Genomic DNA, 21,772 nt, shown 5'->3' on the forward strand with positions numbered 1-21,772 from the left:
GGGAGCGATGAGCCCCGCCGCGCGCGCGATCGCCGCCGTCGTCATCGCCAACCTGCTCCTGTTCCTCGCCGTCGTCGCCCTGCCCGCGTATCAGGCCGCCCATCATCACTGGATCTTCCCGGTGCTCGCGGCCCTGTTCGCGGCCGAGTGGGGGCTGACCTTCGTGCCGTCGCCGGCCGACAAGGTGGTGGACCGCTCGGCTCTGCGCGCGAGCGTCGTCTCTTTGCTGGTCTTCCTGCTCGTCATCGGCATCGCCCGCCACGCGACCATCCTCGCCTGCTTCGACCGCTGCTCGTTCAAGCTCGCCGCCGCCGCGGCCCTCGCGGGGTGCGTGTTCCTCGGCCAGACGTGGTCGCGCAGCGCGGGCTTCTGGGATCCGCTGCGCTCGAGCCTCGCGGCGTACGGCGCCTTCCTGTGGGCGCTGTACCTCGTCCTGCGCGGGCTCAACGTCGCGCCCTGGCTCGTCGACCTCGGCTTCGTCATCCTAGCGCTGATGTTCTGGCTCGGACGGGACCGCGCCGCCTTCCTGATCGCCTCCGCGGGCATCCTCGCGGCGCTCGCCGTGCGCGCGACGGCCAACGAGTACGCCATCATCGGCTTGAGCGTGGTCTGGAGCGTCGCGCTCCCCCTGTGGGCCGCGCCGCGGGTGGAAGCGTGGCTCGCGAAGCGAAGGGTCGGGCCGGCGCCGGCGGGGCCCGCCGAACCTCTCGGCCCAAGGCTTCTGATGAGCGCTCTGCGCATTTCCGTTGCCGTTGCCGTCATCGCCGGAATCGCTCGATTCGTTGCCGGTCCCGTCTCCCTCGTCACCGACCCCCCGAAGCGTCGCGCCTATCTCCTCGAACGGGCTCCGGCGCCGTTGGACCACTCCGCGCTATCGCCTCTGGCCGCCCGCCTGCGCGCGCACGTCGTCATGCTCTCCGTCACGATCGGCGCGCGCGACGCCTACAGCAAGAAGGGGCGCGAGCGGGCGCGCGACTACGTCGTCGCCCAGCTCAAGGCGGCCGGCTACGCGCCGAAGCTCCTGCCCTACGAGTCGCGCCTGATGATCGGCGTGCCCGACGGCTCGCGCTTCCACAACGTCGAGGCGCTCCTTCCCGTGCGCGCGCCCGAGCCGCGCGGCGCCTGGGTGATCGGGGCCCATTACGACTCGGCCCCCGGCACGCCCGGCGCCGACGACAACGCCAGCGGCGTCGCCGTGCTCCTCGAGGCCGCGCGCCTGCTCCGGGAGCGGAGGCCCGGCCGCGAGGTGCGCTTCGTCGCGTTCGGCACCGAGGAGCCGCCCTCGTTCGGCACGCGCAACATGGGCAGCTGGCAGTACGCGCGGGCGTTGAAGGACGGCGGGGTCCGCGTGCACGGCGTCGTCGTCCTCGAGATGCTCGGCTTCTACAACCCGCGCCCCGGCTCCCAGCTGTACCCGCCGTTCATGCATCTCTTCTTCCCGGACCACGGCGGCTTCGTCGGCGCGGTCGGCAACGTCGAGAGCCGCGGCCTGCTCGCCGCGTTCGGCGCGGCGTGGAGGAAGGCCTCGCGCTTCCCGCTGACCCTCTCGATCCTGCCCGGGCCGTTCGCGACCCTCGCCCTGTCGGACCAGCTCAACTTCTGGGCGCACGGCTATCCCGCCGTGATGGTCTCCGACACCGCCTTCTACCGCAACGCCAACTACCACGAGTCGACCGACCTCCCCGAGACGCTCGACTACGAGAAGATGGCCGAGGTCGCGGAAGCGCTCGCCTCGGTCCTCTCCGAGAAACGGTGAACTCGCACCGGTGCGAGTCATCTGCGAGGGGGGCCAAAAACTGTTGTTGACAACAGTTTTCGGGGGCGGAGCGGTGGATACCGGGGATAACGCCTTGACGAATCCTCCCGCCGATGTACACTGACCGCATGAGAGCGCGTGCATTCCTCTTGGCGGCCTTACCCGCATTCCTGGCCTTGGCCGCGCCTGCCGCGGATGTCGAGAAGCAAAGGGCGATCCTCGACTACGGGCTGTGGAACAACCGCGTGCAGGCGCTGTACGACCTGGGCGAGGAGGGCAAGGAGGCCCTGCCCCTGCTGATCTACTCGTCGGACGACGCCGACTGGCAGATCCGGCTCACGGCGGTCCATTTCATGGGCAAGATCGGGGCGCCCGCCGCTTCCGCGCTGGGCGAGATCGTCCGCGTCGAGCCCTGCCCCAACGTGCGCGTCGCGGCTCTGCGCTGGCTGACGGGCATGGGCCCGGCCGGAAAGGACATCCTGCGCGAGGTCATGACGCCCGAGGACGAGCGCGAGATGGAGAGCCTGCCCGACCGCTACGGGACCGAGCGCATGGGCAAGCCGCTCGTCATCGACGCGCCCGGCGGCTCGATGACCGCGGAGTTCTTCGATCACGGCCCCGACTTCCGCGTGTGCGCCTCGTCGGAGTACGCGAACCGGCGCAAGCGCCGCCGCGGAGCGGCCCCGGCCCCGGTCGCGCGCGCCGCGCCGTCCGTCGCCGCGGTCCGGGCGAACGAGGACGCGCCTCCGTCCGAGGAGTCGTTCGAGCCCGTGTCCACTCCGCCGGTCCGCGTCGGCAAGCCCGCCTCGCCCGCGCCCGAGCGTCTCCCGGATTCTCCGCCCGGGTCCCCGGTGGCGGTGATCGAAGCCGAGCCGCCGCTTCCGTCCGACGCCGGCGTCCCCGAGACCATGCCGAAGGCCGGGCCGGGGTTCGCGCCGCGCGAGGCAGCGGTCCCCCGTGAGCCGCCTCCGGAGACGCCGGAGCGCCGCGCCGTCGCCGCGGCCTCGCCGCGCGCGCCGCTGCCGCCCGCGGAGACGATGCCCGCCGCCGGCCCGGGCCTCCACCGCGAGCCGGTCGAGCGCGGCGAGGCGGCCCTCGTCGAGGACGCCGGAACGGGCAAGCCCGAGAACGACCCCGTCCCCGAGCTGATCCGGCGCCTGTCCGCCGCCGAGCCGCGGACGCGGGCCCGGGCGGCCGACGAGCTCGGCAAGCGCGGCGCGGCGGCCCTCCCCGCGGTGCCCGCCCTGCGGCGGGCGCTCAAGGACCGCGACCGGCGCGTGCGCGCCAGCGCGGTGCTGGCGCTCGGCGGCGTCGGCGCCTCGGTCGACGGCGTCGGCGCCGACCTGCGCCGCGCGCTGCGCGACAAGAACGAGGACGTGCGCTTCAGCGCCGTCATCGCCCTCCACCGCCTCCGGGCGGCTCCCGAAAAATAATAGGCCGAAAGACCCAGGCGGGCGTGGGCCGCCCGGACCACAATTGGTATGATCCCGTCACGGAGGCCGTCCATGTCCCGAACACCTCGCTTCCTGATCGCCGCGTCCCTCGCCCTGCTCCTCGCCGCCGCGCCGTCGCGCGCCGCTGGTCCCTTCGACGGAGGCGCCGCCCTCGACGTTCCCTGGCCGGACGCCGCGGCCATGCGGGAGGCCGCGGCCGACGCCCGCCGCTCGAACGCCGACCTGTACCATTTCACGCGCGCGGAGGCCGAGGCCGCCGCGAAGAAGTTCGCGTTCCGCCCGAAGGGACCGCGCAAGCCGGGCTTCACCTTCGACCAGGACGTGCCCGCCGACATCCAGAAGCAGATGCTCGCCGACCTGGCGTTCATCAAGGGCATCGCCGGCGAAAAGGCCACGGCGCTCCACAAGAAGATCTTCGGCGCGGTGAGCGGCGCCGACTACGGGACGTTCTTCGAGACGCGCGTCTCGGCGATCGGCATGAACTCCTGCGGCGGCGGCAACGCGGTCGCCTGCGTGATCCCGTTCCGCGACCCGTCGAAGATGTGGCTGACGCGGAATTTCATCCGCTTCAGCCATCCGCAGGTCTCGCGCATGATGGTCGTCTTCCACGAGGCGCGGCACACCGAGACGAAGAACTGGAACTGGTCGCACGCGACGTGCCCGACCCCGTTCCGCGACGAGCACGGCAAGGACATGAAGAGCATCTGGACCGGCGCGGCGCTCGAGGGCGAGCCGGCCTGCGACGAGACCCCGCTCGGCTCGTACGGCTCCTCGACTGTGATGCTCAAGAACATCTCCAAGTTCTGCTCGAACTGCACCGACAAGGTGCGCATGGACGCCGGGCTGTACGCCGACGACCAGCTGGGCCGCATCATCGACGCGGACGCCCGGAAGGAGATGAAGGACGACTTCGCCCGGTGACGCGAGGCCGCTGGGCCGCGCTGAGCCTGCTCGCCGCGGCCGCCGTCCTGCTGGCGACGATCCGGCCGGGTCCGCCTCCGGGCGCGGAGGCGGTGCTCGACGAGATCCTGGCGTCGCGCGACGACAACGATCCGCGCCTCGACCGGGACTTCCTGGGCCTGCCGGACGGGACGAAGCGGCGGTTCCGGGATAAGTACCGCGCTTTGCCCCGCGAGCGCCTCAACGAGCGCGGCACCATCGTCTACCTGCTCGGCAGGAACCTGACCGCGCCCGAGGACTGGGCGTTCCTGCGCGAGGTCGCCGCCGAGCCGCCGTGCCTGAGCCTCGCCGACTGCGCGCGGCCCTCCGCGGAGCCCGGCGCCGCGGGCGACGACGTCACGCTCGCGTACCCGGCCCTCGTCGCCGTGCGTCAGGCCGCGCGCGCGGCGCGCGAGGGCGGCTCGAAGGAGGGCGCCCGCCTCGTCCTGGACGCCGCGCGCGGCTCGCGCGCCGCGGCCGTCACGCGGCTGGCGCGCACGCTAGACGCCGGCGCTACGGCGCCCTGAGCGCGCTCTTGGTAACCTGAGGCGAGGCGCGCCGCCTCGGGAGGACCCATGCGCAAGCAGGACCAGTCGGTGCCTTTGTGGCCGGACACGTTCCGCGTCGCCGAACGTCCCGCGCTCGACGCGAGCCTGACGACGGACGTCTGCGTCGTCGGCGCGGGCATCGCGGGGCTCTCGACGGCTTACCGCCTCGCCCGCGACGGCGCGAGCGTCGTCGTCCTCGAGGCGGGCTCCGTCGGGGGAGGGGAGACCGAGAGGACGACCGCCCATCTCGCGGTCGCGCTCGACGCCGGCTACGCCGAACTGCTGCGCGTGCACGGGGACTATGACGTTCGTCTCGCCGCCCAGAGCCACGCCGACGCCATCGACGAGATCGAGCGCGTCGCGGCCGACGAGGGCATCGACTGCGGCTTCGAGCGCGTGGACGGGTGGCTGTTCTCCAAGCCCTCGGACCCGCCGCGGCGCCTCGAGGACGAGTTCGCCGCCTCCGAGAAGGCCGGCATTCCCGGCGTCGCGCTGTCGGGCCGCGCACCGCTGCCGTCGTTCATCACGGGGCCGGCCATCCGCTACCCGCGCCAGGCGCAGTTCCATCCCCTGCGCTACCTCGGGGGGCTGGCCGACGCCTTCGAGCGTCTCGGGGGCCGGCTCTTCTGCCGCACGCGGGCCGTCGAGGTCCGCGGCGGGACGCGCGCGCGGGTCGGGACGACGGGCGGGCTCTCGGTGTCGGCCGGCGCCGTCGTCATCGCGACCGACACGCCGTTCAACGACCGGCTCGTGATCCACACGAAGCAGGCCTCCTTCCGGTCCTACGTCGTCGCGGCGCCGCTCGCCGAGGGCGGCTTCCCGCGCGCCCTCTTCTGGGACATGGAGGATCCCTTCCACTACGCGCGCGTCCAGCCCGGCGCGCCGGGCGGGACGGACATCCTCATCGTCGGGGGCGAGGACCACAAGACCGGGCAGGCGGAGGGGAACCCGGAGGAGCGCTTCGCCCGCCTCGAGGCCTGGTCGCGCGAGCGCTTCGCGGGCATGGGGGCCGTCACGCACCGGTGGTCCGGGCAGATCATCGGCACGAGCGACGGCATCGCCTTCATCGGGCGCAACCCCGGAGACGAGCCCAACGTGTACGTCGTCACCGGCGACTGCGGCCACGGGATGACCCACGGCACGATCGCCGGCCTCCTCCTTCCGGAGCTGATCGCGGGGCGCCCGCATCCGTGGGAGAAGCTCTACGACCCGTCCCGCGTGCGCGCGGGCTCGCTGGCCCGCTGGGCCCGGGAGAACCTCAACGCGGCCGCGCAGTACGCGGGACACCTGGCGCCCGCGGAGGCGTCCTCCGCGGCGGACATCGCGCCCGGCGACGGAGCCGTCCTGCGCCGCGGCCTCTCGCGGGTCGCCGTCTACCGCGCTCCGGACGGCGCCTTGATCGAGCGCTCCGCCGTCTGCCCTCACCTCGGCGCCCTCGTCTGCTGGAACGCCGCCGAGAAGACCTGGGATTGCCCGGCGCACGGCTCCCGCTTCGACGCCGAGGGACGCGTGCTCAACGGCCCGGCGGCCTCCGACTTGAGCGGGGCGAAGCCCGCGGCGAAGGCGCGGGGCGCGCGGCGGCGCGCGGGGCCGAAGAAGCGCCGGGCCCCCGCGCGATTTGGTAGAAAAGCGAGATGAAATACCGGAAGCTGGGCGCGAGCGACCTGACCGTCTCCGAGATCTCCCTGGGCTCGTGGCTGACCTTCGGCAACGGCGTCGACGATGCGGCCGGGCGCGCCTGCGTGGACGCGGCCTTCGACGCCGGCATCAACTTCATCGACACCTCCAACGTCTATGGGCTCGGCGCCGCCGAGGAGTTCCTGGGCAAGGCGCTGAAGGGCCGCCCGCGCTCGTCCTACGTCCTGGCCACGAAGCTCTACTTCCCGATGACCCCGGCGGACAAGGGCCTCTCCCGCGCCCAGATCCTCAAGCAGATCGACCTGTCCCTCAAGCGGCTGAAGACCGACTTCGTCGACCTGTACCAGTGCCACCGCTACGACAAGGAGACCCCGCTCGAGGAGACGATGGGGGCGCTGACCGACGTCGTGAAGGCCGGCAAGGCCAGATGGATCGGCTTCAGCGAGTGGAGCCCCGAGCAGATCTCCGCCGCGCTGGCGATCCCCGGCGCGGCGAAGTTCGTGTCGAGCCAGCCCCAGTACTCGATCATCGCGCGGCGCCACGAGCCCGAGGTGTTCCCGCTGTGCGCGAGGAACGGCATCGGCCAGATCGTCTGGTCCCCGCTCGCGCAGGGCATCCTGACCGGGAAATACCGGCGCGGGGCGCCGCCGCCGGCGGGCACGCGCGCGACGAGCCCGGAGATGGGCGGTTTCCTGAGCCATTGGCTGACCGACGAGAACCTGGCCAAGGTGGACCGCCTGCGCCCGATCGCCGAGCGGGCGGGGATGAGCCTGGCGCACATGGCCTTGGCCTGGGTGCTGCGCCGCCCCGAGGTCGCCTCGGCCATCGTCGGCGCGAGCCGGCCCGGGCAGGTGAAGGAGAACGCCGCGGCGTCGGGCAAGACCCTGTCCGCGGACCTCGTGAGCGAGATCGACGCCGCCGTCGCCTGACCCGGATATCGTAGAATCCCCGGCGATGTATACCACGGCCGAGTATTATCAGAGCATCCTGGACAACCTCACCGGCGGATTCCTGTCCGTCAGCCTCGACGGCCGGGTGGTGTACGTCAACCCGACCGCCGGCCGCATCCTCCACTTCACGGACGTCGGCGCGCTGATCGGCAAGGACTACGCCTCGGCGCTCGACGGCTTCCCCGCGCTGTGCGCCGTCGTGCGCGACGCGCTCGCGACCCACAAGACCGTGCACCGGGCGGAAGTGTCCGTGCTCCACGGCGACGCTCCTCTGACCATCGGCTACAGCACCCTTCAGGTGAAGAACCGTTCCGGCGAGTACCTCGGCCTGGGCATCATCTTCCAGGACCTGACCTTCGTCAAGAAGAAGGCTTAAGGGCGCTTCGGCAGGGGGCAGGCGGGCGCGTAGCAGCGGGACAGGACCATGCTGGCGGCCGTCCACGCGATCGCGGCGTCCACGACCTGCGTCGCCGTGAACGCCCAGGGCAGATGCCAGCACACCGAGCCGGGCAGGATCCCCAACGCGCCCACGCCCAGGCCGAAGAACAGGCCGCACAGCGCTGAGTCCTTGACCGTCAGGCCGGGGATCTTGCCCAGGATCCAGGTCCAGAAAAAGGCGCCGGTCATCTGCAGGAGAAGGCCGAGCGCCAGCGCGGCGGCGTTGGAGCCCGCGCCTTCCTTCTTGTAAGAGACGAGGACGAAAGGATCGGTCGGAGCAGTCTGCCCCTTGGGATCGTTGGCGAGGATGAAGACGCCGGACCTCGGCGACCCGGTCGCCAGGACGTTCACGAGCGCCGCGGGATCGCCGAAAGGCGAGAACGTCATGCCGTGGAACGGCAGGACCGTCCACGAGAACGCGCTCCAGGCGAACGCGATCAGCCCTCCGGCGACGGCTCCTCTCCACGGCGACAGGCAGCGGTGTTCCATGGGGCGACTCTACAAACTAGGCCGGGAGGGCGTCGAGTATCGCGGCGAGGAACGCCGCGTGGTCCCAGGCCTTGATGTCGATGGATAGGCCGAGACGGACGACGACGAGGCGGCGCGAGGGGATCACCGTCAGGCACTGGCCCTCGTGGCCGAGGGCGTGGAAGGCGTCGGACGGGATCCGCGCGGCCGCGGCCGTGCCGCCGCCCAGCTCTGGCGACAGCTTCAGCCACCAGTGCGCGCCGTATTTCCCGTCCGGCGCCTGGGGCGTCGGCGTCGTCCCGAAGCGGACCCAGCCCTCGGGCAGCGGGCCGCTCCCGCCGTTCGCGTGCGACAGGCCGAAGCGCGCCCAGTCGCGGGCCGTCGCGAACAGGAAAGAGGACCCGACGAAGGTGCCCGAGGCGTCGGGCTCGATCACGGCGCTCGTCATGCCCAGCGGGTCGAACAGCGCGCGCCGGGGCCACGACGGATAGTCCTTCTCGCCCAGCACGCGTCGGGCGATCAAGGAGAGGATGTTCGTCGTCCCGCTCGAGTATTTCCATAAGGTCCCCGGCGGAGCCTCGAGCGGACGCGACGCGGCGAAGCCTCCGGCGTCATGGCCGTCGAAGAGCATCCGAGTCACGTCGGACAGCGGGTCGGCGTACACCTCCGAGAAGCGCAGGCCGCTGCGCATGCGCAGAAGGTCCTCGAGCGAGATCCCCGCGCGCGGGTCCCCCGGCTCCCGCCACTCGGCCAGCAGGCTCTTGTCCGTCAGCGCGATCTTGCCCTCGCCGACGAGCGTCCCGATCAGCGCGCCCATCACGCTCTTCGTCATCGACCAGCCGTTGAGCGGCGTCTCCGCCGTGATGCCGGGCGCGTAGCCCTCGCCGACGATCGCCCCGTCCCGGACCACGACGAGGGCGCGCGTGCGGCGGCGTCTCGGGCCGCCTTCCGTGAATGCGTTCTCGAGGATCGTCCGGAGAGCGGGGGTATCGCGAACGGGCAACTCGGCCGCGCGGGCGGGCGCGGGCATGGAGGGCGCCGGCGGAAGCGGGGCATCGGTCAAGGTCGCGCCGAGGCCCGGACGATACGCCGCCGTCCGCGGCTGCAGGCCGAAGAACGACACGCTCACCGTCTTCTTGTCGCGGTCGACGCGCGCGCGGAACAGGCGCATCAGCCGGTAGGCCTCGTCGGCGATCTCCGGGGCGCGCTCGGGGTCCGTGTCGAGGCCGGACACGAACAGCGCGGAGGCGAGGGCCTTGGCCTTGTACGAGCAGCCGACCGAGGCGACGCGCCGCAGGCGGGGGATGCCCCACGCGGCGGCGAGAAGGGCGGCGAGCAAGGAGAGGAGAACCATCACCGGCGAGCGCAACGGTCGCGGATGCGCTTCTCTTCGAGCGTCACGTAGGCGGTGCCGTCTTCCTTCAGGTAGAGCTCGTAGCGGTCGTCGCCGTAGCGCCTGCCGGCGACGGCCTCCAGGTCGCGCAGGGCGAAGTCGTCGCCGCCGAGCGAGAGGACCGCGCCGACGCCGCCGGGGGGGAAATAGACGTCGAAGGGCTCCCCGTCCTTGCACTCGTACGTCGCGCGCCGGTCGGGCAGCGAGGCCGCCCGCGGCACCTCGAGCGGGGGCGCCTTCGCGCGCAGGCGCGAAGCCTGGTAGCGGATCTCGTTGCAGCCGCACAGAAGCACGCCGAAGGCGATTATCAGAGTACGCGGCACCACAGGACTTTGAGGTACTCGCCTTCGGGATGGTCCGCGGTGAACGGGTGGTCGGGGCCGGCGCCGCTCTTGCGGAACACCTGCACGCGGCGTCCGGCCGAGCCGGCGGCGGTGCGCACGAACTGCAGGAACTCGTCCCAGGAGAGCATGCCCGAGCAGGAGCAGGTGACGAGGATGCCGCCCGGCTCGAGGACGACCATGCCGAGGCGGTTGAGGTCGATGTACTTCTGTCGGCCGAGGGCGTAGCCTTCCTGGTTGGCGATGAGCTTGTAAGGGTCGAGGACGATCACGCCGTAGCGGCGCGTGTTCATCGCGGCCTGGCGCAGGTACGGGAACGCGTCGGCGCAGACCGTGTCGATGCGGACCTGGTTGGCGTTGGCGTTCATCTTGAGCAGCGCGGCCGCGTCGGGATCGAGCTCGACGGCGGTGACCTCGTCGGCGCCGCCGAGCTTCTTGGCGTACAGCGCGAAGCCGCCGGTGTAGGAGCAGACGTCGAGGACCTTCTTGCCCTTCACGAACGGGAGCAGGGCGGCGCGGTTCTCGCGCTGGTCGGTGAAGAAGCCGGTCTTGTACCCGGTCGACGGGTCGACGATGAAGGTGACGCCGTTCTCCTTGACGCGCGTGCCGGTGCCCTTGTTCGGGTCGAGCTTGAAGCCCTCCATGCTCTGCGTGTGCGGGGAGGCGCGGTGGAAGAAGCGCGCGTTCGGGAAGTGGACCTTCAGCGCGCGCTCGATGCGCGCCGACTGCTTGAACATGCCGAGCGAGTAGAACTCGAGGGCGATGCAGTCGCCGTAGCGGTCCACCACCAGGCCGGGCAGGCCGTCGCCGTTGTCGTGAACGAGACGATAAGCGTCCGTCCTGGCGTCCAGGTCCAACAAGGTCCGTCGGAAGGTCACCGCCGTCGTTATCCGTTCGTTGAAAAAAGCGTCCGGATCGAAGGCCCCGATGCCGCGCGTGAGCAGGCGCAGCGCGATGAGGCTGCGCGGGTTGTAGAGGGCGACGCCATACGGCGCGTCGAAGCGGTCGTAGACGGCGACGATGTCGCCGGGGCGCGCCTTCGGGTCCACCTCGCCCAGCATGCGCTTGTAGAGCTGATGCCCGGACGCCGTCGAGCGCAGGCGCACCCACGGGATCGGGAGCTCGTGGCCCTTCGGGCGGCCGGTGAGCTTCGGCTTCGGGGGGAACGACTCCTTGGGCTCGGCGGGCTCGCTGGCCTCGGACGGCTCGGGGCGGGGATCTTCCACAGGTACAGTCTACCAAATGGAACTTTTCAAGGGGGTCGATCGTATGATAGGGACGGCGCGGGGCGACGATCTATGGCGATAGATGATCACTCGTCCCGGGAAGTGTGATTATCGTCGATAGTAGATAAGGAGGGAGAATGAGCGAAGAGGAATGGGATCGCTTATGCGGGGACACGGGCCCGCGTCAGCAGCCGGTCGATGCGCAGGGGTTTTGGGCGCCCAAAGGCGGTTCGGATTGGCCGTGGCCGGTGCTTCTGCGGCGTCTTCGTCTCGTGAGGGGCGTGACCCAGAGCCGCTTGGCCGCGGAGGCCGGGATCGTGCAGTCTCACGTGGCCAAGGCCGAGTCCGGGGCCGACGTCCGTCTGAGCACGATCGTACGCCTGATCGGGGCTTTGGGCTGCCGCTTGTCCCTGCGCGTCAAGCCGGTCGTGCCGTTCCAGATACGCTGATTGAAGCGGAGCGGGCCCGCCGGCTTTCCGTCAGGAAGGCCGGGCGCTGACCCAGGCTTCGGCCGCGGCGAGCTTCTCGACCGTGCCGATGTCGTGCCAGGCCCACTGGTCGGCGCGGAAGGCGCGGATGTCGGCGCCGCCGGCGGCGAGACGCAGGTAGGTCTTGGTGACCGAGAACACGCCGCTCTCGGTGATCTTGTCCAGGAACTCCGGCGAGATCACGTGCACGCCGTCGAAGGCGAGGCGTTGGGGGTTGGGGACCGCGCCCTTGGCCCAGGTGACGCTGCCCTCGCCGCGGTCGTGGCCGGCAAAGCGGCCCTTCGCGTCGAACAGATAGGCCCGGCCGCTCTTCCGCTCGCGCACGGACAAGGTGGCGAGCGCTCCGGCGTCCTTGTGGGCCTTGGCCAGGGCGCGCAGATCGAGGTCGGTCAGGACGTCGGCGTTGTGGACGTAGAAAGGCTCGCGGCCCCTCAGGAGGGGGGCCGCCTTCTTGATCGCTCCGCCGGTGTCGAGCAGGAGGTCGTCCTCGCGGGACACCGAGATCGGCACGGCGTGGCGGCGCGAAAGGTCGGCGCAGAAATCGGCGACCTTCTGCGCGTGGTGGTGGGCGTTGACGACGAAGGACTTAACGCCGGCGGCCTTCAGGCGGACGAGGACGCGCTCGAGCATCGGGACGCCGCCGACGGGGATCAAGGCCTTCGGCGTCGCGTCCGTCAGGGGCTTGAGGCGGGCGCCGACGCCCGCCGCCAGGATCAGGGCCTTCATTTCTTGGGCCAGCTCTTCTTCTCGCGGTGCGCGACGACGACGGACACGCCCTGGTCGCGCAGGTGCTTGGCCAGCCGCTCGGCCAGGTACACGGAGCGGTGCTGGCCGCCGGTGCAGCCGAAGGCGACGAACAGGTCGGTGAAGTTCCGGCGACCGTAGTCCTCGACGGCCTGGTCGATCATGGAGAACGCCGAGCGCGCCCAGCGGTCGACCTCGTCCTGCTTCGACAGGTAGGCGATCACCTCCGCGTCGAGGCCGGACTGCGTCTTGAAGACGATCTGGCGGCCGGGATTGGGCAGGCAGCGGCAATCGAGGACGTACCCGCCGCCGTGGCTGCCCTGGTCCTTGGGCATGCCGCCCTTGTAGGAGAAGCTCTGGATCCGGACCGTCAGCTTCAATTTCGCCGAGCCGAACTGCCGCAGCGCCGAGGAGCCGACGAGCTTCTTGAACACGCCCGTCAGCTCGGGGACCTCGACCGGCAGGCCGGAGATCGCGAGGACGTGCTCGATGTTGCGGATCGCGTAGGGGATGCTCTGCAGGAACAGGGGCTTCTTCTCGTGGAAGCCGCGCAGGCCGTAGGCGCCCATCGCCTGCATGATGCGGATGAGCACGAAGCCTGGAAAAAATCTCTTGAATTCGTTCCGTTCTATCGGAGCGAGCTTTCCTGCTTCCGTTATATAAAGATCCAGGAGTTCGTCCCTGAGATCGAACGGCACGTCGGCTTTCGCGTCGTATAAAAGGGAGGCGATGTCGTAGTGAAGGGCGCCGCGCCGGCCGCCCTGATAGTCGATGAAGTAGGGCTTGCCGTCCTTGAGCATCACGTTGCGCGACTGGAAGTCGCGGCACAGGAAGTGCTTCCGGTCGGCGGCGAGCAGGTAGTCCGCGAAGACCTGGAAGTCCTCCTCGAGCCTTTCTTCGTGGAACGGGATGGAACCCAACGTCAGGAAGTAGTACTTGAAATAGTTGAGGTCCCAGAGCATCGACTGCTTGTCGAAGCTCTGGCGCGGGTAGCACCACTTGTCGTCGATCGTCGCGCCGGCCGTGATCTGGATCTTCGGGAGCCAGCGGACGACGTCGTGATAAGACGAGACGACCTCGGGCGGAAAGCCCGCCGGGGTCCGGCGCTTGCCGAGGAACTGGAACAGGGTCGTGTCCCCGAGGTCCTCCTCGAGATAGGCCGTGGCCTCCTTGTTCTCGGCGTAGAACTCCGGCACCGGTATGCCGTTCTTGAAGAAGTGCTTGGAGAACTCGATGAACGCGCGGTTCTCCTTGGCGTCGTCGTTCAAGACGCCGATGGCCGTGGTCCCCGCGCCGGTCAGGCGGTAGATCTTGCGGCTGGACCCGTCCGCCCTCACGGGGACGAGCGCGTCCGCCTCGGCGCCGAAGCGCGAGCGGAACAGCTCTCTCAGGGGGTCGGGAGCCTCGGTCATAAATTCATCTTAGCGCTTCACTGGACGCGCGTCCAGCCGATGGTCTATCATCGAGGCATGAGAAACCTCCTGATCGCCGCTTTCGCCGCCGCCTTTATCACGGAAACGTTCGCGGCCGGTGCCGCGACGCCCGCCGCCCCGGTCCGCGAGTTCAAATCGGTGAACATCGAGGTCAAAGGCAACAAGATCTGGACCCCCGGCGTCTTCATCGTCAAGAAGGGCGACCGGGTGAAGATCACCCTCGTCAACACCGCGCCGTCCGGCGTCCACGCCTTCGCGATCGAGGGCATCCCGGGCTCCGAGGCGTCGGTCGACAACAAGGAAGGGGCGAACACGAAGGTCGTCGAGTTCACCGCCGACAAGGCCGGCCTGTTCCGCGTGTACTGCCCGATGCACATCCCGCACGTCGGCGGACAGCTGCTCGTCCTGGAATAGATGACCGTCACCGACGTCGATCAGCGGGAGCGGGTCCGCGCGATCGTCATCTCCCTCGCGGCCGGGACGGCCATCCTGGGCCTGAAGGCCGCCGCCTACTACATGACGGGCTCGATGGCGCTGCAGTCCGACGCGTTGGAGAGCATCGTCAACGTGGTGGCCGCCGCCTTCGGCCTCGGGGCCGTCGTCTTCGCCGGCCAGCCGGCCGACAAGGACCACCCCTACGGCCACGGCAAGATGGAGTACTTCGCCGCCGCCTTCGAGGGCGGGCTGATCTCGCTGGCGGCCGTCCTCATCCTCTACGAGTCGGTCGTGGCGCTGGCGCGCGGCGTCGAGCTGAAAAGCCTCGGCCTGGGCCTGGCGCTGAACGTCTCCGCGGGGGCGCTCAACGGCCTTCTCGGCTGGTACCTGCTGCGCACGGGCCGGCGGCTCAAGTCCAAGACGCTCGAGGCCGACGGCCATCACGTGCTCTCCGACTTCTACACGACCGGCGGCATCTTCGCCGGCCTCCTGCTCGTCCATTTCACCGGCTTGAGCTGGCTCGACCCCCTGATCGCGATCGCGGTGGCCGTCCTCCTCGCCAAGACCGGCTTCCGGCTCGTGCGCGAGTCGGCGGCGGCGCTGCTCGACGAGGAGGACTCGGCCACGATCGCGACGATCGTGGGGACGCTCGACGGCCTCCTGAAGAAGGGCGTCGACGAGAGCGGCGTGATCACGGTCCACGGCCTGCGCGCCATCCGCGCCGGACGCTACACGCACGTCGACATCCACCTCGTCGTTCCCGAATACCTGCCCGTGGCGGAGGCCCACGACGACACGGAGCGCCTCGAGAAGAGGCTGATCGCGGCCTCGGGGCTCGAGGGCGAGATGCACGTCCACATCGACCCCTGCCGGCGGAAGTACTGCGCGCGCTGCACCGATTCCGCCTGTCCGATCCGCGTCGAGCCGCTGAAGGGCTCCGTGACCCTGACGGCCGAGGAAGCCGTGCTCGTCGAGCCGATCGAGTAGGGCGTGGCCGAGCCGGCCTGCCCGCTGTGCGCCGGCCCGTCCCGCCCGTTCCACCGCGCCGAGCGGGACTTCCTGCGCTGCGGCACCTGCGCCTTGACCTTCGTCCCCGTGTCCCAGCACCTGGCGCCCGACGCCGAGCGCTCCCGCTATGCGACGCACCGCAACTCCCCGGAGGACGCGGGCTACCGCGCGTTCCTCGACCGCCTGCTGGCGCCGCTCTCCGCGCGCCTGCCCGCCGGCGCGCGCGGGCTCGACTACGGCAGCGGCCCGGGCCCCACGGCCTCGGTGATGATGCGCGAGCGCGGCTTCGTCATGACCGACTACGATCCGTTCTTCGCGCCGGGCGAGTCGCCGCTCGGTTCGTCCTACGACTTCGTCGTCTGCACCGAGGTCGCCGAGCACCTGCGCCGCCCCGCCGAGGTCTTCGAGCGCCTCGACGCCCTGCTCGCCCCGGGCGGGACGCTGGGCGTGCTCACCGGCGTGCTCGAGGACGACGCGGCGTTCCCGTCCTGGTGGTACCGCAAGGACCCGACGCATATCGCGTTTTATCGGCCGGAGACGCTCGCCTGGATCGCGCGCCGCTTCGGCTGGACGCTCGAGCGTCCGTCGCGCGACGCCGCGCTGTTCCTCAAGCCCCGCTCGGGGCTTTGTGTATAATGGCGTCATGAACCCTATCGCGTTCGTCGCCACGGGCCTGCTCGTCGGAGTCTTCAGCGGGATGGTCGGCGTCGGCGGCGGCATCATCCTCGTCCCGATCCTCGTCCTCTTCTTCGGCTTCTCCCAGCACATGGCCCAGGGCACCAGCACCGCGATGCTCCTGCCGCCGATCGGCGTCCTCGCGGCCTGGACCTACTACCAGAAGGGCATGGTGGACGTGAAGGCCGCGGGGCTGCTGTGCGCGGGCTTCGTCCTCGGCGGGCTGTTCGGCGCCAAGATCGCGGTCGCGCTGCCCCAGGAGATCCTGCGGCGCTCCTTCGGAGTGCTGCTGCTCGGCATTTCCCTCAAATTGATCCTCGCCAAGTGAGACGACCATGAAAATCCTCCTCCTGACCGCCCTGTTCGCCGTTTCCGCCTCCGCCGCCGGCCCGACGGCGAAAATACACGGCTTCGATCCCGCCGCGATGGACCTGACGGCCAAGCCCTGCGTCGACTTCTATCAGTACGCCTGCGGCGGCTGGCTCAAGAAGAACCCGATCCCGGCCGACCAGTCCCGCTGGGGCCGCTTCAACGAGCTCGCCGAGCGCAACAAGGAGATCCTGCGCGGCGTGCTCGAGGCCGCGGCCGCCTCGCCCAAGGACGACTCCTCGCGGCGCATCGGCGCCTTGTACGGCGCGTGCATGGACGAGGCCGCCGCCGAGGCCGCCGGGCTCAAGCCGCTCGCCGCGGAGCTCGACGCGATCGCGGCCCTGTCCTCGGCCAAGGACTTGGCACCCCTGCTCGGGCGCCTGCACCGCACCGGCGTCAACGCCGGCTTCGGCTACGGCTCCGACCAGGACTACAAGGACTCGACCTCGGTGATCGCGCTCGTCGACCAGGCCGGCCTCGGCCTGCCCGACCGCGACTACTACTTCAAGGACGACGCGAAGTCCGCCGACCTGCGCCGCGCCTACGAGTGGCACGTCGCGCGCTCCTTCGGCCTCGCCGGCGCCGATCCGAAGACCGCCGCCGAGGCGGCGGCCGCCGTCATGCGCGTGGAGACCGCGCTCGCGAAGTCCTCGATGGACCGCGTCTCCCGCCGCGACCCGATGAACACCTACCACAAGATGACGCGCGAGGAGCTGGCGAAGCTCGCGCCCGCCTTCGACTGGAACGCGTACTTCGACGCCGCCGGCGGCCCGGCCTGGACCTCGGTCAACGCCTCCTCGCCGGACTTCCTCAAGGGCTTCGGGGCCGCCCTCAAGGAGACGCCGCTCGCCGACCTCAAGGCCTACCTGCGCTGGCGCGTGCTCTCCGGCTCGCAGTTCTGGCTCGGCCGCGCCTTCGTCGAGGAGAAGTTCGACTTCTACGGCCGGCGCCTGACCGGCGCCAAGGAGCTCAAGCCCCGCTGGAAGCGCTGCGTGGAGCTCGTCGACGGCATGCTCGGCGAGGACCTCGGCCGCGGCTACGTCGAGAAGGCCTATCCTCCCGCGACGAAGAAGAAGATGGACGCCCTCGTCGTCGCCGTCGAGGCCGCCCTCAAGGACGACATCTCCGGCCTCGACTGGATGACGCCGGCGACGAAGGAGAAGGCGCTGGCCAAGCTCGCCGCGATCGGCAACAAGGTCGGCTATCCCGAGAAATGGCGCGACTACTCGACGGTCAAGATCGACCGCGCCGACCTGGTCGGCTCGATCCGCTCCGCGATCGACTTCGAGCATCTGCGCCAGTTGAATAAGATCGGCAAGCCCGTCGACCGCAAGGAGTGGCACATGACGCCGCCGACGGTCAACGCCTACTACAACCCGCAGATGAACGACATCAACTTCCCCGCGGGCATACTCCAGCCCCCGTTCTTCGACCCCGAGATGCCCGAGGCGGTGAACCTCGGCGGGATCGGCATGGTGATCGGCCACGAGCTGACCCACGGCTTCGACGACTCGGGCCGCAAGTTCGACCTCAACGGCAACATGAACGACTGGTGGACGCCCGAGGACGCCAAGGCCTTCGAGGGCCGCGCCCAGTGCTTCGTCGACCAGTATGCTTCTTACGAAGCGATCCCGGGAGTGAGGCTCAACGGCAAGCTGACCTTGGGCGAGAACACCGCCGACAACGGCGGCCTGCTCGTCGCCGGCCTCGCCGTGGACAAGCTCGGGCCGCGGAAGAAGTGGAAGGGCTTCACGCCGCGCCAGCTCCTGTACCTGGGCTTCTCCCAGATCTGGTGCCAGAACCGCACCGAGCAGGCCGCGCGCATGCTCGCCGCGGTGGACCCGCACTCGGCCGCGCGCGAGCGCGTGATCGGGCCGCTGTCGAACTCGGCCGAGTTCGCGAAGGCGTTCTCCTGCAAGCCCGGAGACCCTATGGTCGCGCCGAAGGCCTGCCGCGTCTGGTGACCCTCGGCAGATTGCTGTCCGGGCCTTACGTCCCCCTGGCGCGGGAACTGGCGGTTACGCCCCGCTTGGACGGCTTTCGAACCTTTTTTGCCGAAAGCGTGCTTGTTGAGCCATCGCTCACGCAGGTTCCATCTATTTTGTAGACCAAGGGGTATTTCCCGGGCTGCTGGAGCGAGTCCAATTCCAGATCGACATCCAGATCGGGCCAGTGCAAGTGCGTCCCGTGAAGCAGCTTGAGATTGTATATCGCGGCCAGCTTCGCTTCCTTGAACCAGGGATAGTCCGCATACGCCAAGAAATATTCCTTTCCCCGAATGAGCAGCCATATCCCATTCCTGGAAATATCTTGGACTTCAGCGGCCAAAGTGTTTTTTCCAGGCGCGGACGATCTCATCTTCATGTTCCTCGACGACTTTTTGAATCTCCTTCAAGACTCTTGGTGAAAGGCCGCAGTGTTGATTCAGTGATATGATCGGCTCAAGCCAATATTTCGCTTCTCCATCCGGACAAGAAACGTGGACATGCATGCGATCTTCTTCACGTGAGAAGAAAAAGAACCTGTAGCTCTTATACCGAAAGACGGTCGGACTCATCGTGTACGACAAATTATAACAGGCCCCTCCATGATGAACAAGAGGTGCGCATCCATCGCCGGGGGCCTGCAAAAGGCGGCATGGCCGGGAACAATACGGCGGGTTCAATCGTATGGTATGAGCGGCAGCCGCCGTCGGCGCGGCTTACCGCCCGCGGGACGCGGCCGGCAGCGCGCGCCTGCCCGTCGTGCGACGCTAAGCGCGCGGTCGTGGAAAGGGCGGAATGCGCGCTAGAAATTCCTACTTCGTAAAGGCGCCTATCTCATGGAAGGCGCGGGTCTCGCCGTGGGCGAGGTGGCTAACTGACACCGGGTCGTCACTGGGTCCGGGTCCCGCTATCGAGGCGGGGTGCCGCTGAGCTCACGGACCCGCTGCTGGTCCCGGCGCGCGTTCTCGATCTGTCCATCGCGAAGGTAGGCGATGGCCCGGTTGTTGTAGGCCTGGATGAAGTCCGGCTTGATGTCGATCGCGCGCGAAAGCGCCGCGATGGCTTCCTTGTATCGGCCCGCCGCCAAGTGGGCGCTCCCCTCGTTGTAATGGACGTACGGGTCCGACGGCCTCAATTCCTCGGCGCGCCGCTCGTCCCGCTCCGCATCCTCTACTTGCCCTAGCCGGCGATAGGCCTGCGCGCGAGCGAGGTAGGTGGCCCAGTTCTTCGGGTCGTGCGAGACCGAGGCGTCCAGGTCCTCGAGCGCCCCGGCCGGGGATCCGAGGGCTAGACGGGCGCGGCCCCGCATGAGGAACGCCGGGGCCTTGATGTAAGCATAGGCGGGATCCTTGTCGAGCAGGACGACGGCGGCGTCGAGCTGGGTCAGCGCGGCCGCGTGCTCCCCCCGGCCCTGCAGGATGCCGGCGAGGTTGAATCGCGCCTTGAGGTGCTCGGGGTCGAGGGCGATGGCGGCGAGGTACTCCTGCTTCGCCTCCTCGACCCTTCCCGCGTTCGCCAGCTCGTTCCCTCTCACGTAGCGCGCCTCCGCATCTGGCGAAGGGGCCGCCGCGACTGCGGCGGCGAGAAGAAGCGCGAGCATCGGCACGCTGGTATGGTACGCGTTCGGCCGCCTCCAGTCAAGAGGAAGACTTGTCCAATACAGAATGAGCCTGAAATCCGGGAGATTCCAACACTTAGGAGCTATGTATGCTAGATTGACGTGACGCCCAGCGCCGCTACGCTCCGACAAGTGGTCGGCATGGTCCGGGCGCGTGGTCGGCATCCCACCGAAACGCTGGTCGGCTTGGCCGGAATACGTAGCTGGATGCGGAATGCCCAAGAAGTGGTTTTTTCTACAGCTTCGCTAGGACGCCCTGGAGAATCGCGTGAGAGATATCCGCCGCCTCCTGATATTCGGCTGTTGCATGGCCGCTATAGCCTGCGCGCCTCGGTCAGCGTTCATTTCGAAGCCTGCTGATGAAAAGGAACAGATGAAGGTGGTCTTGAAAAACCTGGCGTTTCACGACGGAGTGCTCGAGGGCGAAGTCGTCAATGAGTCCGCCAGGACAGTGCGGCTGGCCATAGTGGAAGTCGCATTTCTGGACTCATCAGGGAAACAGGCCTTTGCGCAGGATTTCCGGGCGGTGCCAGGTGGTGACGGGCAGGGACTCTTGCCGGGATACGTGAAGCACTTTAACTATCAACTGAAGATATCGCAGGCAGCTGGGATCACGGTCGCCGGCAAGATCAAGGCTATTGAATACGACTAGAATGCCGCGTCCTGACTATCCCCTTCTTGGGGAGTGACGCACACGGTGGGCGAACGAGACGTGCCCGGGGGGCGCCTTGCGCTTGCGCCCCCCCGGGCTTCACCCCTACCTCTTACCCGCCCCTGCCGTCATCCGCTCCAGCCCCGCCTTCTTCATCTCCTCGGGCGACATGTCCTTCTGCGCATCAAGAGCATTTCTCGCAAAGCTTTCAAGCTCGTTCCATGAATTGACGTATCCATGAAAGCGTCCCGGGAGGTGTTCTCTAAGGACCACGATCTGTTCATTGCTGACATCGACGCGCGCTGGCCTACGCGCGCGTAGTCGTCAACGCAGCCGACTCCGTGTCGCTTTCGCGCATCGTCAACTGCCCGCCGCGGGGTCTCGGCGCCAAGATCGAGGGCCTGGGGCCCAACCCTATGGTCGCGCCGAAGGCCTGCCGCGTCTGGTAGCTCTTGATCTATTCTCAATGATGATCACTCGTCCCGGGACGAGTGATCATCTATCGTTGTAGATCGGCGTTAGCATCCCGGGGTCAGACCTCCCGTCGTTGCGTTGTGCGCCATCCCTTGACGCCGCACCGATTCCGGGGCTATAGTGCGGAAATGACCAAGAACGACGCCTTGCTGGCCTTTCTACTCCTCGCCGCCCCGTGCCTGCGCGCCGCGGCTCAGCCCGCCGATGCCGCGCTGGCGACCGAACCCGCCGACATCATCGTTCCCTTGAACGTACGCGACCCTTCCGCTTTGGTCATGGGGCCGGGGGCGGGAGGGGCGCCCAACACCATTTCCATCGAGGCGCCCGTCCGGGCCCCGGCCGCCGGGGCCTTGAAGGTCGCGAAGTCGTCTTTTGACAAGGCCGGTCCGGCGCGGGGGCGGCGCTCCGTCGGGGTCCCGGTGCCGGAGGATCAGCTGTTGACCGTCAAGCCCGGCGATCACGTGGACCTCCTGGCCGTCTTCGATCGCGTCAACGGCGCCGGCGTCAAGGAGAAGACCGCGGCGACGATCCTGCAGAACGTGAAGGTCCTCGGGGTGACGACCAGCGCCGACCTGCGCGCGACGGGGGTCCTGACGCTCGAGCTGAATCCGGTCGAGGCGCAGTACGCTCTGCTGGGAGTGCGCCAGGCCGACCTGGGCGTCGCCGTGCGCTCTCCGGGCGACGAGGAGATGTACCCGATGGAGATGTCGGCGTTTTTCCGGCTTTTCCGCTGACGCCCG

Annotated in this window: 24 protein-coding genes; 15 read left to right on the top strand and 9 right to left on the bottom strand. The window is 69.0% G+C overall.

Features of this window, described 5'->3' with window-relative positions; translation table 11 throughout:
* The first annotated feature begins 7 nt into the window (after nucleotides 1-7).
* The 7 genes from HYV14_11185 to HYV14_11215 all read left to right on the top strand — a co-directional run bounded on the left by HYV14_11185 (nucleotide 8) and on the right by HYV14_11215 (nucleotide 7,661).
* Nucleotides 8-1,756 carry a M28 family peptidase gene (locus HYV14_11185; GenBank protein MBI2386565.1) on the top strand — a complete coding sequence of 583 codons (1,749 nt, stop codon included), beginning with the start codon at nucleotides 8-10 and terminating at the stop codon, nucleotides 1,754-1,756.
* A gap of 455 nt (nucleotides 1,757-2,211) precedes the next feature.
* Nucleotides 2,212-3,189, top strand: coding sequence for a HEAT repeat domain-containing protein (locus HYV14_11190; protein MBI2386566.1), 978 nt, complete (start codon nucleotides 2,212-2,214; stop codon nucleotides 3,187-3,189).
* 72 nt (nucleotides 3,190-3,261) lie between these two features.
* Nucleotides 3,262-4,131 (top strand): hypothetical protein, encoded by an 870-nt coding sequence (locus tag HYV14_11195; GenBank protein MBI2386567.1) that lies wholly within the window; start codon nucleotides 3,262-3,264, stop codon nucleotides 4,129-4,131.
* Nucleotides 4,128-4,676 (top strand): hypothetical protein, encoded by a 549-nt coding sequence (locus HYV14_11200; GenBank protein MBI2386568.1) that lies wholly within the window; start codon nucleotides 4,128-4,130, stop codon nucleotides 4,674-4,676. The genes HYV14_11195 and HYV14_11200 overlap by 4 nt, the downstream gene beginning before the upstream one ends.
* Nucleotides 4,677-4,724: 48 nt before the next feature.
* Complete coding sequence (locus HYV14_11205) at nucleotides 4,725-6,335, top strand: FAD-dependent oxidoreductase (protein MBI2386569.1); 1,611 nt, start codon at nucleotides 4,725-4,727, stop codon at nucleotides 6,333-6,335.
* Entirely contained in the window at nucleotides 6,332-7,264 is a 933-nt protein-coding gene (locus HYV14_11210; protein MBI2386570.1) for an aldo/keto reductase family protein, read from the top strand. Before HYV14_11205 ends, HYV14_11210 begins: the two co-directional genes overlap by 4 nt.
* Before the next feature lie 25 nt (nucleotides 7,265-7,289).
* A complete protein-coding gene (locus HYV14_11215) occupies nucleotides 7,290-7,661 on the top strand; it encodes a PAS domain-containing protein (GenBank protein ID MBI2386571.1) in 372 nt (123 codons plus the stop codon).
* Here HYV14_11215 and HYV14_11220 read toward each other — a convergent pair.
* The 4 genes from HYV14_11220 to HYV14_11235 are packed head-to-tail and all read right to left on the bottom strand — an operon-like array spanning nucleotide 7,658 to nucleotide 11,151.
* Complete coding sequence (locus HYV14_11220) at nucleotides 7,658-8,212, bottom strand: hypothetical protein (protein ID MBI2386572.1); 555 nt, start codon at nucleotides 8,210-8,212, stop codon at nucleotides 7,658-7,660. The genes HYV14_11215 and HYV14_11220 overlap by 4 nt on opposite strands.
* A gap of 16 nt (nucleotides 8,213-8,228) precedes the next feature.
* Nucleotides 8,229-9,560: a serine hydrolase gene (locus HYV14_11225; GenBank protein ID MBI2386573.1), complete on the bottom strand. Its 1,332-nt coding sequence runs from the start codon at nucleotides 9,558-9,560 to the stop codon at nucleotides 8,229-8,231.
* Nucleotides 9,545-9,907, bottom strand: coding sequence for an MliC family protein (locus HYV14_11230; protein ID MBI2386574.1), 363 nt, complete (start codon nucleotides 9,905-9,907; stop codon nucleotides 9,545-9,547). The genes HYV14_11225 and HYV14_11230 overlap by 16 nt, the downstream gene beginning before the upstream one ends.
* The gene (locus HYV14_11235; GenBank protein MBI2386575.1) at nucleotides 9,892-11,151 is read right to left on the bottom strand and encodes a class I SAM-dependent rRNA methyltransferase; all 1,260 of its coding nucleotides are present in this window, start codon (nucleotides 11,149-11,151) and stop codon (nucleotides 9,892-9,894) included. Before HYV14_11235 ends, HYV14_11230 begins: the two co-directional genes overlap by 16 nt.
* Before the next feature lie 137 nt (nucleotides 11,152-11,288).
* Here HYV14_11235 and HYV14_11240 point away from each other — a divergent pair, with 137 nt between their 5' ends.
* Nucleotides 11,289-11,600: a helix-turn-helix domain-containing protein gene (locus tag HYV14_11240; protein MBI2386576.1), complete on the top strand. Its 312-nt coding sequence runs from the start codon at nucleotides 11,289-11,291 to the stop codon at nucleotides 11,598-11,600.
* A gap of 30 nt (nucleotides 11,601-11,630) precedes the next feature.
* Here HYV14_11240 and HYV14_11245 read toward each other — a convergent pair whose 3' ends face one another.
* Together HYV14_11245 and HYV14_11250 are read right to left on the bottom strand one after the other, a co-directional pair.
* Nucleotides 11,631-12,365 (bottom strand): nucleotidyltransferase family protein, encoded by a 735-nt coding sequence (locus HYV14_11245; protein ID MBI2386577.1) that lies wholly within the window; start codon nucleotides 12,363-12,365, stop codon nucleotides 11,631-11,633.
* Nucleotides 12,362-13,795: a phosphotransferase gene (locus HYV14_11250; GenBank protein MBI2386578.1), complete on the bottom strand. Its 1,434-nt coding sequence runs from the start codon at nucleotides 13,793-13,795 to the stop codon at nucleotides 12,362-12,364. The genes HYV14_11245 and HYV14_11250 overlap by 4 nt, the downstream gene beginning before the upstream one ends.
* Nucleotides 13,796-13,852: 57 nt before the next feature.
* Here HYV14_11250 and HYV14_11255 point away from each other — a divergent pair, with 57 nt between their 5' ends.
* The 5 genes from HYV14_11255 to HYV14_11275 are packed head-to-tail and all read left to right on the top strand — an operon-like array spanning nucleotide 13,853 to nucleotide 18,267.
* Nucleotides 13,853-14,230 carry a cupredoxin domain-containing protein gene (locus tag HYV14_11255; protein MBI2386579.1) on the top strand — a complete coding sequence of 126 codons (378 nt, stop codon included), beginning with the start codon at nucleotides 13,853-13,855 and terminating at the stop codon, nucleotides 14,228-14,230.
* On the top strand, nucleotides 14,231-15,238 hold the full coding sequence (locus HYV14_11260; protein MBI2386580.1) for a cation transporter: 1,008 nt from the start codon (nucleotides 14,231-14,233) through the stop codon (nucleotides 15,236-15,238). It abuts the gene before it with no gap.
* A 3-nt stretch (nucleotides 15,239-15,241) separates the two neighbouring features.
* Nucleotides 15,242-15,895 carry a class I SAM-dependent methyltransferase gene (locus HYV14_11265; protein MBI2386581.1) on the top strand — a complete coding sequence of 218 codons (654 nt, stop codon included), beginning with the start codon at nucleotides 15,242-15,244 and terminating at the stop codon, nucleotides 15,893-15,895.
* Nucleotides 15,896-15,902: 7 nt separating this feature from the next.
* On the top strand, nucleotides 15,903-16,262 hold the full coding sequence (locus HYV14_11270) for a sulfite exporter TauE/SafE family protein (GenBank protein MBI2386582.1): 360 nt from the start codon (nucleotides 15,903-15,905) through the stop codon (nucleotides 16,260-16,262).
* A gap of 7 nt (nucleotides 16,263-16,269) precedes the next feature.
* The gene (locus HYV14_11275; GenBank protein MBI2386583.1) at nucleotides 16,270-18,267 is read left to right on the top strand and encodes a M13 family metallopeptidase; all 1,998 of its coding nucleotides are present in this window, start codon (nucleotides 16,270-16,272) and stop codon (nucleotides 18,265-18,267) included.
* A 25-nt stretch (nucleotides 18,268-18,292) separates the two neighbouring features.
* Here the strand turns inward: HYV14_11275 and HYV14_11280 are convergent, their stop codons facing one another.
* From HYV14_11280 to HYV14_11290, 3 genes are all read right to left on the bottom strand, one after another.
* Nucleotides 18,293-18,661 (bottom strand): DUF2442 domain-containing protein, encoded by a 369-nt coding sequence (locus tag HYV14_11280; protein MBI2386584.1) that lies wholly within the window; start codon nucleotides 18,659-18,661, stop codon nucleotides 18,293-18,295.
* A complete protein-coding gene (locus HYV14_11285) occupies nucleotides 18,621-18,860 on the bottom strand; it encodes a DUF4160 domain-containing protein (protein ID MBI2386585.1) in 240 nt (79 codons plus the stop codon). The genes HYV14_11280 and HYV14_11285 overlap by 41 nt, the downstream gene beginning before the upstream one ends.
* 335 nt (nucleotides 18,861-19,195) lie before the next feature.
* A complete protein-coding gene (locus HYV14_11290; protein MBI2386586.1) occupies nucleotides 19,196-19,894 on the bottom strand; it encodes a tetratricopeptide repeat protein in 699 nt (232 codons plus the stop codon).
* Between the two features lie 280 nt (nucleotides 19,895-20,174).
* Between HYV14_11290 and HYV14_11295 the strand changes: the two genes are divergently transcribed.
* Complete coding sequence (locus HYV14_11295) at nucleotides 20,175-20,558, top strand: hypothetical protein (protein ID MBI2386587.1); 384 nt, start codon at nucleotides 20,175-20,177, stop codon at nucleotides 20,556-20,558.
* A 602-nt stretch (nucleotides 20,559-21,160) separates the two neighbouring features.
* Nucleotides 21,161-21,766, top strand: coding sequence for a hypothetical protein (locus HYV14_11300; protein ID MBI2386588.1), 606 nt, complete (start codon nucleotides 21,161-21,163; stop codon nucleotides 21,764-21,766).
* The last annotated feature ends 6 nt before the right edge of the window (nucleotides 21,767-21,772 follow it).

The sequence above is a fragment of the Elusimicrobiota bacterium genome (assembly GCA_016182905.1).
Lineage (GTDB): Bacteria > Elusimicrobiota > Elusimicrobia > UBA1565 > UBA9628 > GWA2-66-18.

What these genes read in the sequence shown, in the direction of transcription:
- HYV14_11245 (MBI2386577.1), bottom strand. Translation starts at nt 12,365, where the DNA reads ATGAAGGCCCTGATCCTGGCGGCGGGCGTCGGCGCCCGCCTCAAGCCC.
- HYV14_11275 (MBI2386583.1), top strand. Translation starts at nt 16,270, where the DNA reads ATGAAAATCCTCCTCCTGACCGCCCTGTTCGCCGTTTCCGCCTCCGCC.
- HYV14_11280 (MBI2386584.1), bottom strand. Translation starts at nt 18,661, where the DNA reads ATGAGATCGTCCGCGCCTGGAAAAAACACTTTGGCCGCTGAAGTCCAA.
- HYV14_11185 (MBI2386565.1), top strand. Translation starts at nt 8, where the DNA reads ATGAGCCCCGCCGCGCGCGCGATCGCCGCCGTCGTCATCGCCAACCTG.
- HYV14_11250 (MBI2386578.1), bottom strand. Translation starts at nt 13,795, where the DNA reads ATGACCGAGGCTCCCGACCCCCTGAGAGAGCTGTTCCGCTCGCGCTTC.
- HYV14_11195 (MBI2386567.1), top strand. Translation starts at nt 3,262, where the DNA reads ATGTCCCGAACACCTCGCTTCCTGATCGCCGCGTCCCTCGCCCTGCTC.
- HYV14_11220 (MBI2386572.1), bottom strand. Translation starts at nt 8,212, where the DNA reads ATGGAACACCGCTGCCTGTCGCCGTGGAGAGGAGCCGTCGCCGGAGGG.
- HYV14_11255 (MBI2386579.1), top strand. Translation starts at nt 13,853, where the DNA reads ATGAGAAACCTCCTGATCGCCGCTTTCGCCGCCGCCTTTATCACGGAA.
- HYV14_11205 (MBI2386569.1), top strand. Translation starts at nt 4,725, where the DNA reads ATGCGCAAGCAGGACCAGTCGGTGCCTTTGTGGCCGGACACGTTCCGC.
- HYV14_11190 (MBI2386566.1), top strand. Translation starts at nt 2,212, where the DNA reads ATGGGCCCGGCCGGAAAGGACATCCTGCGCGAGGTCATGACGCCCGAG.
- HYV14_11285 (MBI2386585.1), bottom strand. Translation starts at nt 18,860, where the DNA reads ATGAGTCCGACCGTCTTTCGGTATAAGAGCTACAGGTTCTTTTTCTTC.
- HYV14_11240 (MBI2386576.1), top strand. Translation starts at nt 11,289, where the DNA reads ATGAGCGAAGAGGAATGGGATCGCTTATGCGGGGACACGGGCCCGCGT.
- HYV14_11300 (MBI2386588.1), top strand. Translation starts at nt 21,161, where the DNA reads ATGACCAAGAACGACGCCTTGCTGGCCTTTCTACTCCTCGCCGCCCCG.
- HYV14_11270 (MBI2386582.1), top strand. Translation starts at nt 15,903, where the DNA reads ATGAACCCTATCGCGTTCGTCGCCACGGGCCTGCTCGTCGGAGTCTTC.
- HYV14_11210 (MBI2386570.1), top strand. Translation starts at nt 6,332, where the DNA reads ATGAAATACCGGAAGCTGGGCGCGAGCGACCTGACCGTCTCCGAGATC.
- HYV14_11260 (MBI2386580.1), top strand. Translation starts at nt 14,231, where the DNA reads ATGACCGTCACCGACGTCGATCAGCGGGAGCGGGTCCGCGCGATCGTC.
- HYV14_11215 (MBI2386571.1), top strand. Translation starts at nt 7,290, where the DNA reads ATGTATACCACGGCCGAGTATTATCAGAGCATCCTGGACAACCTCACC.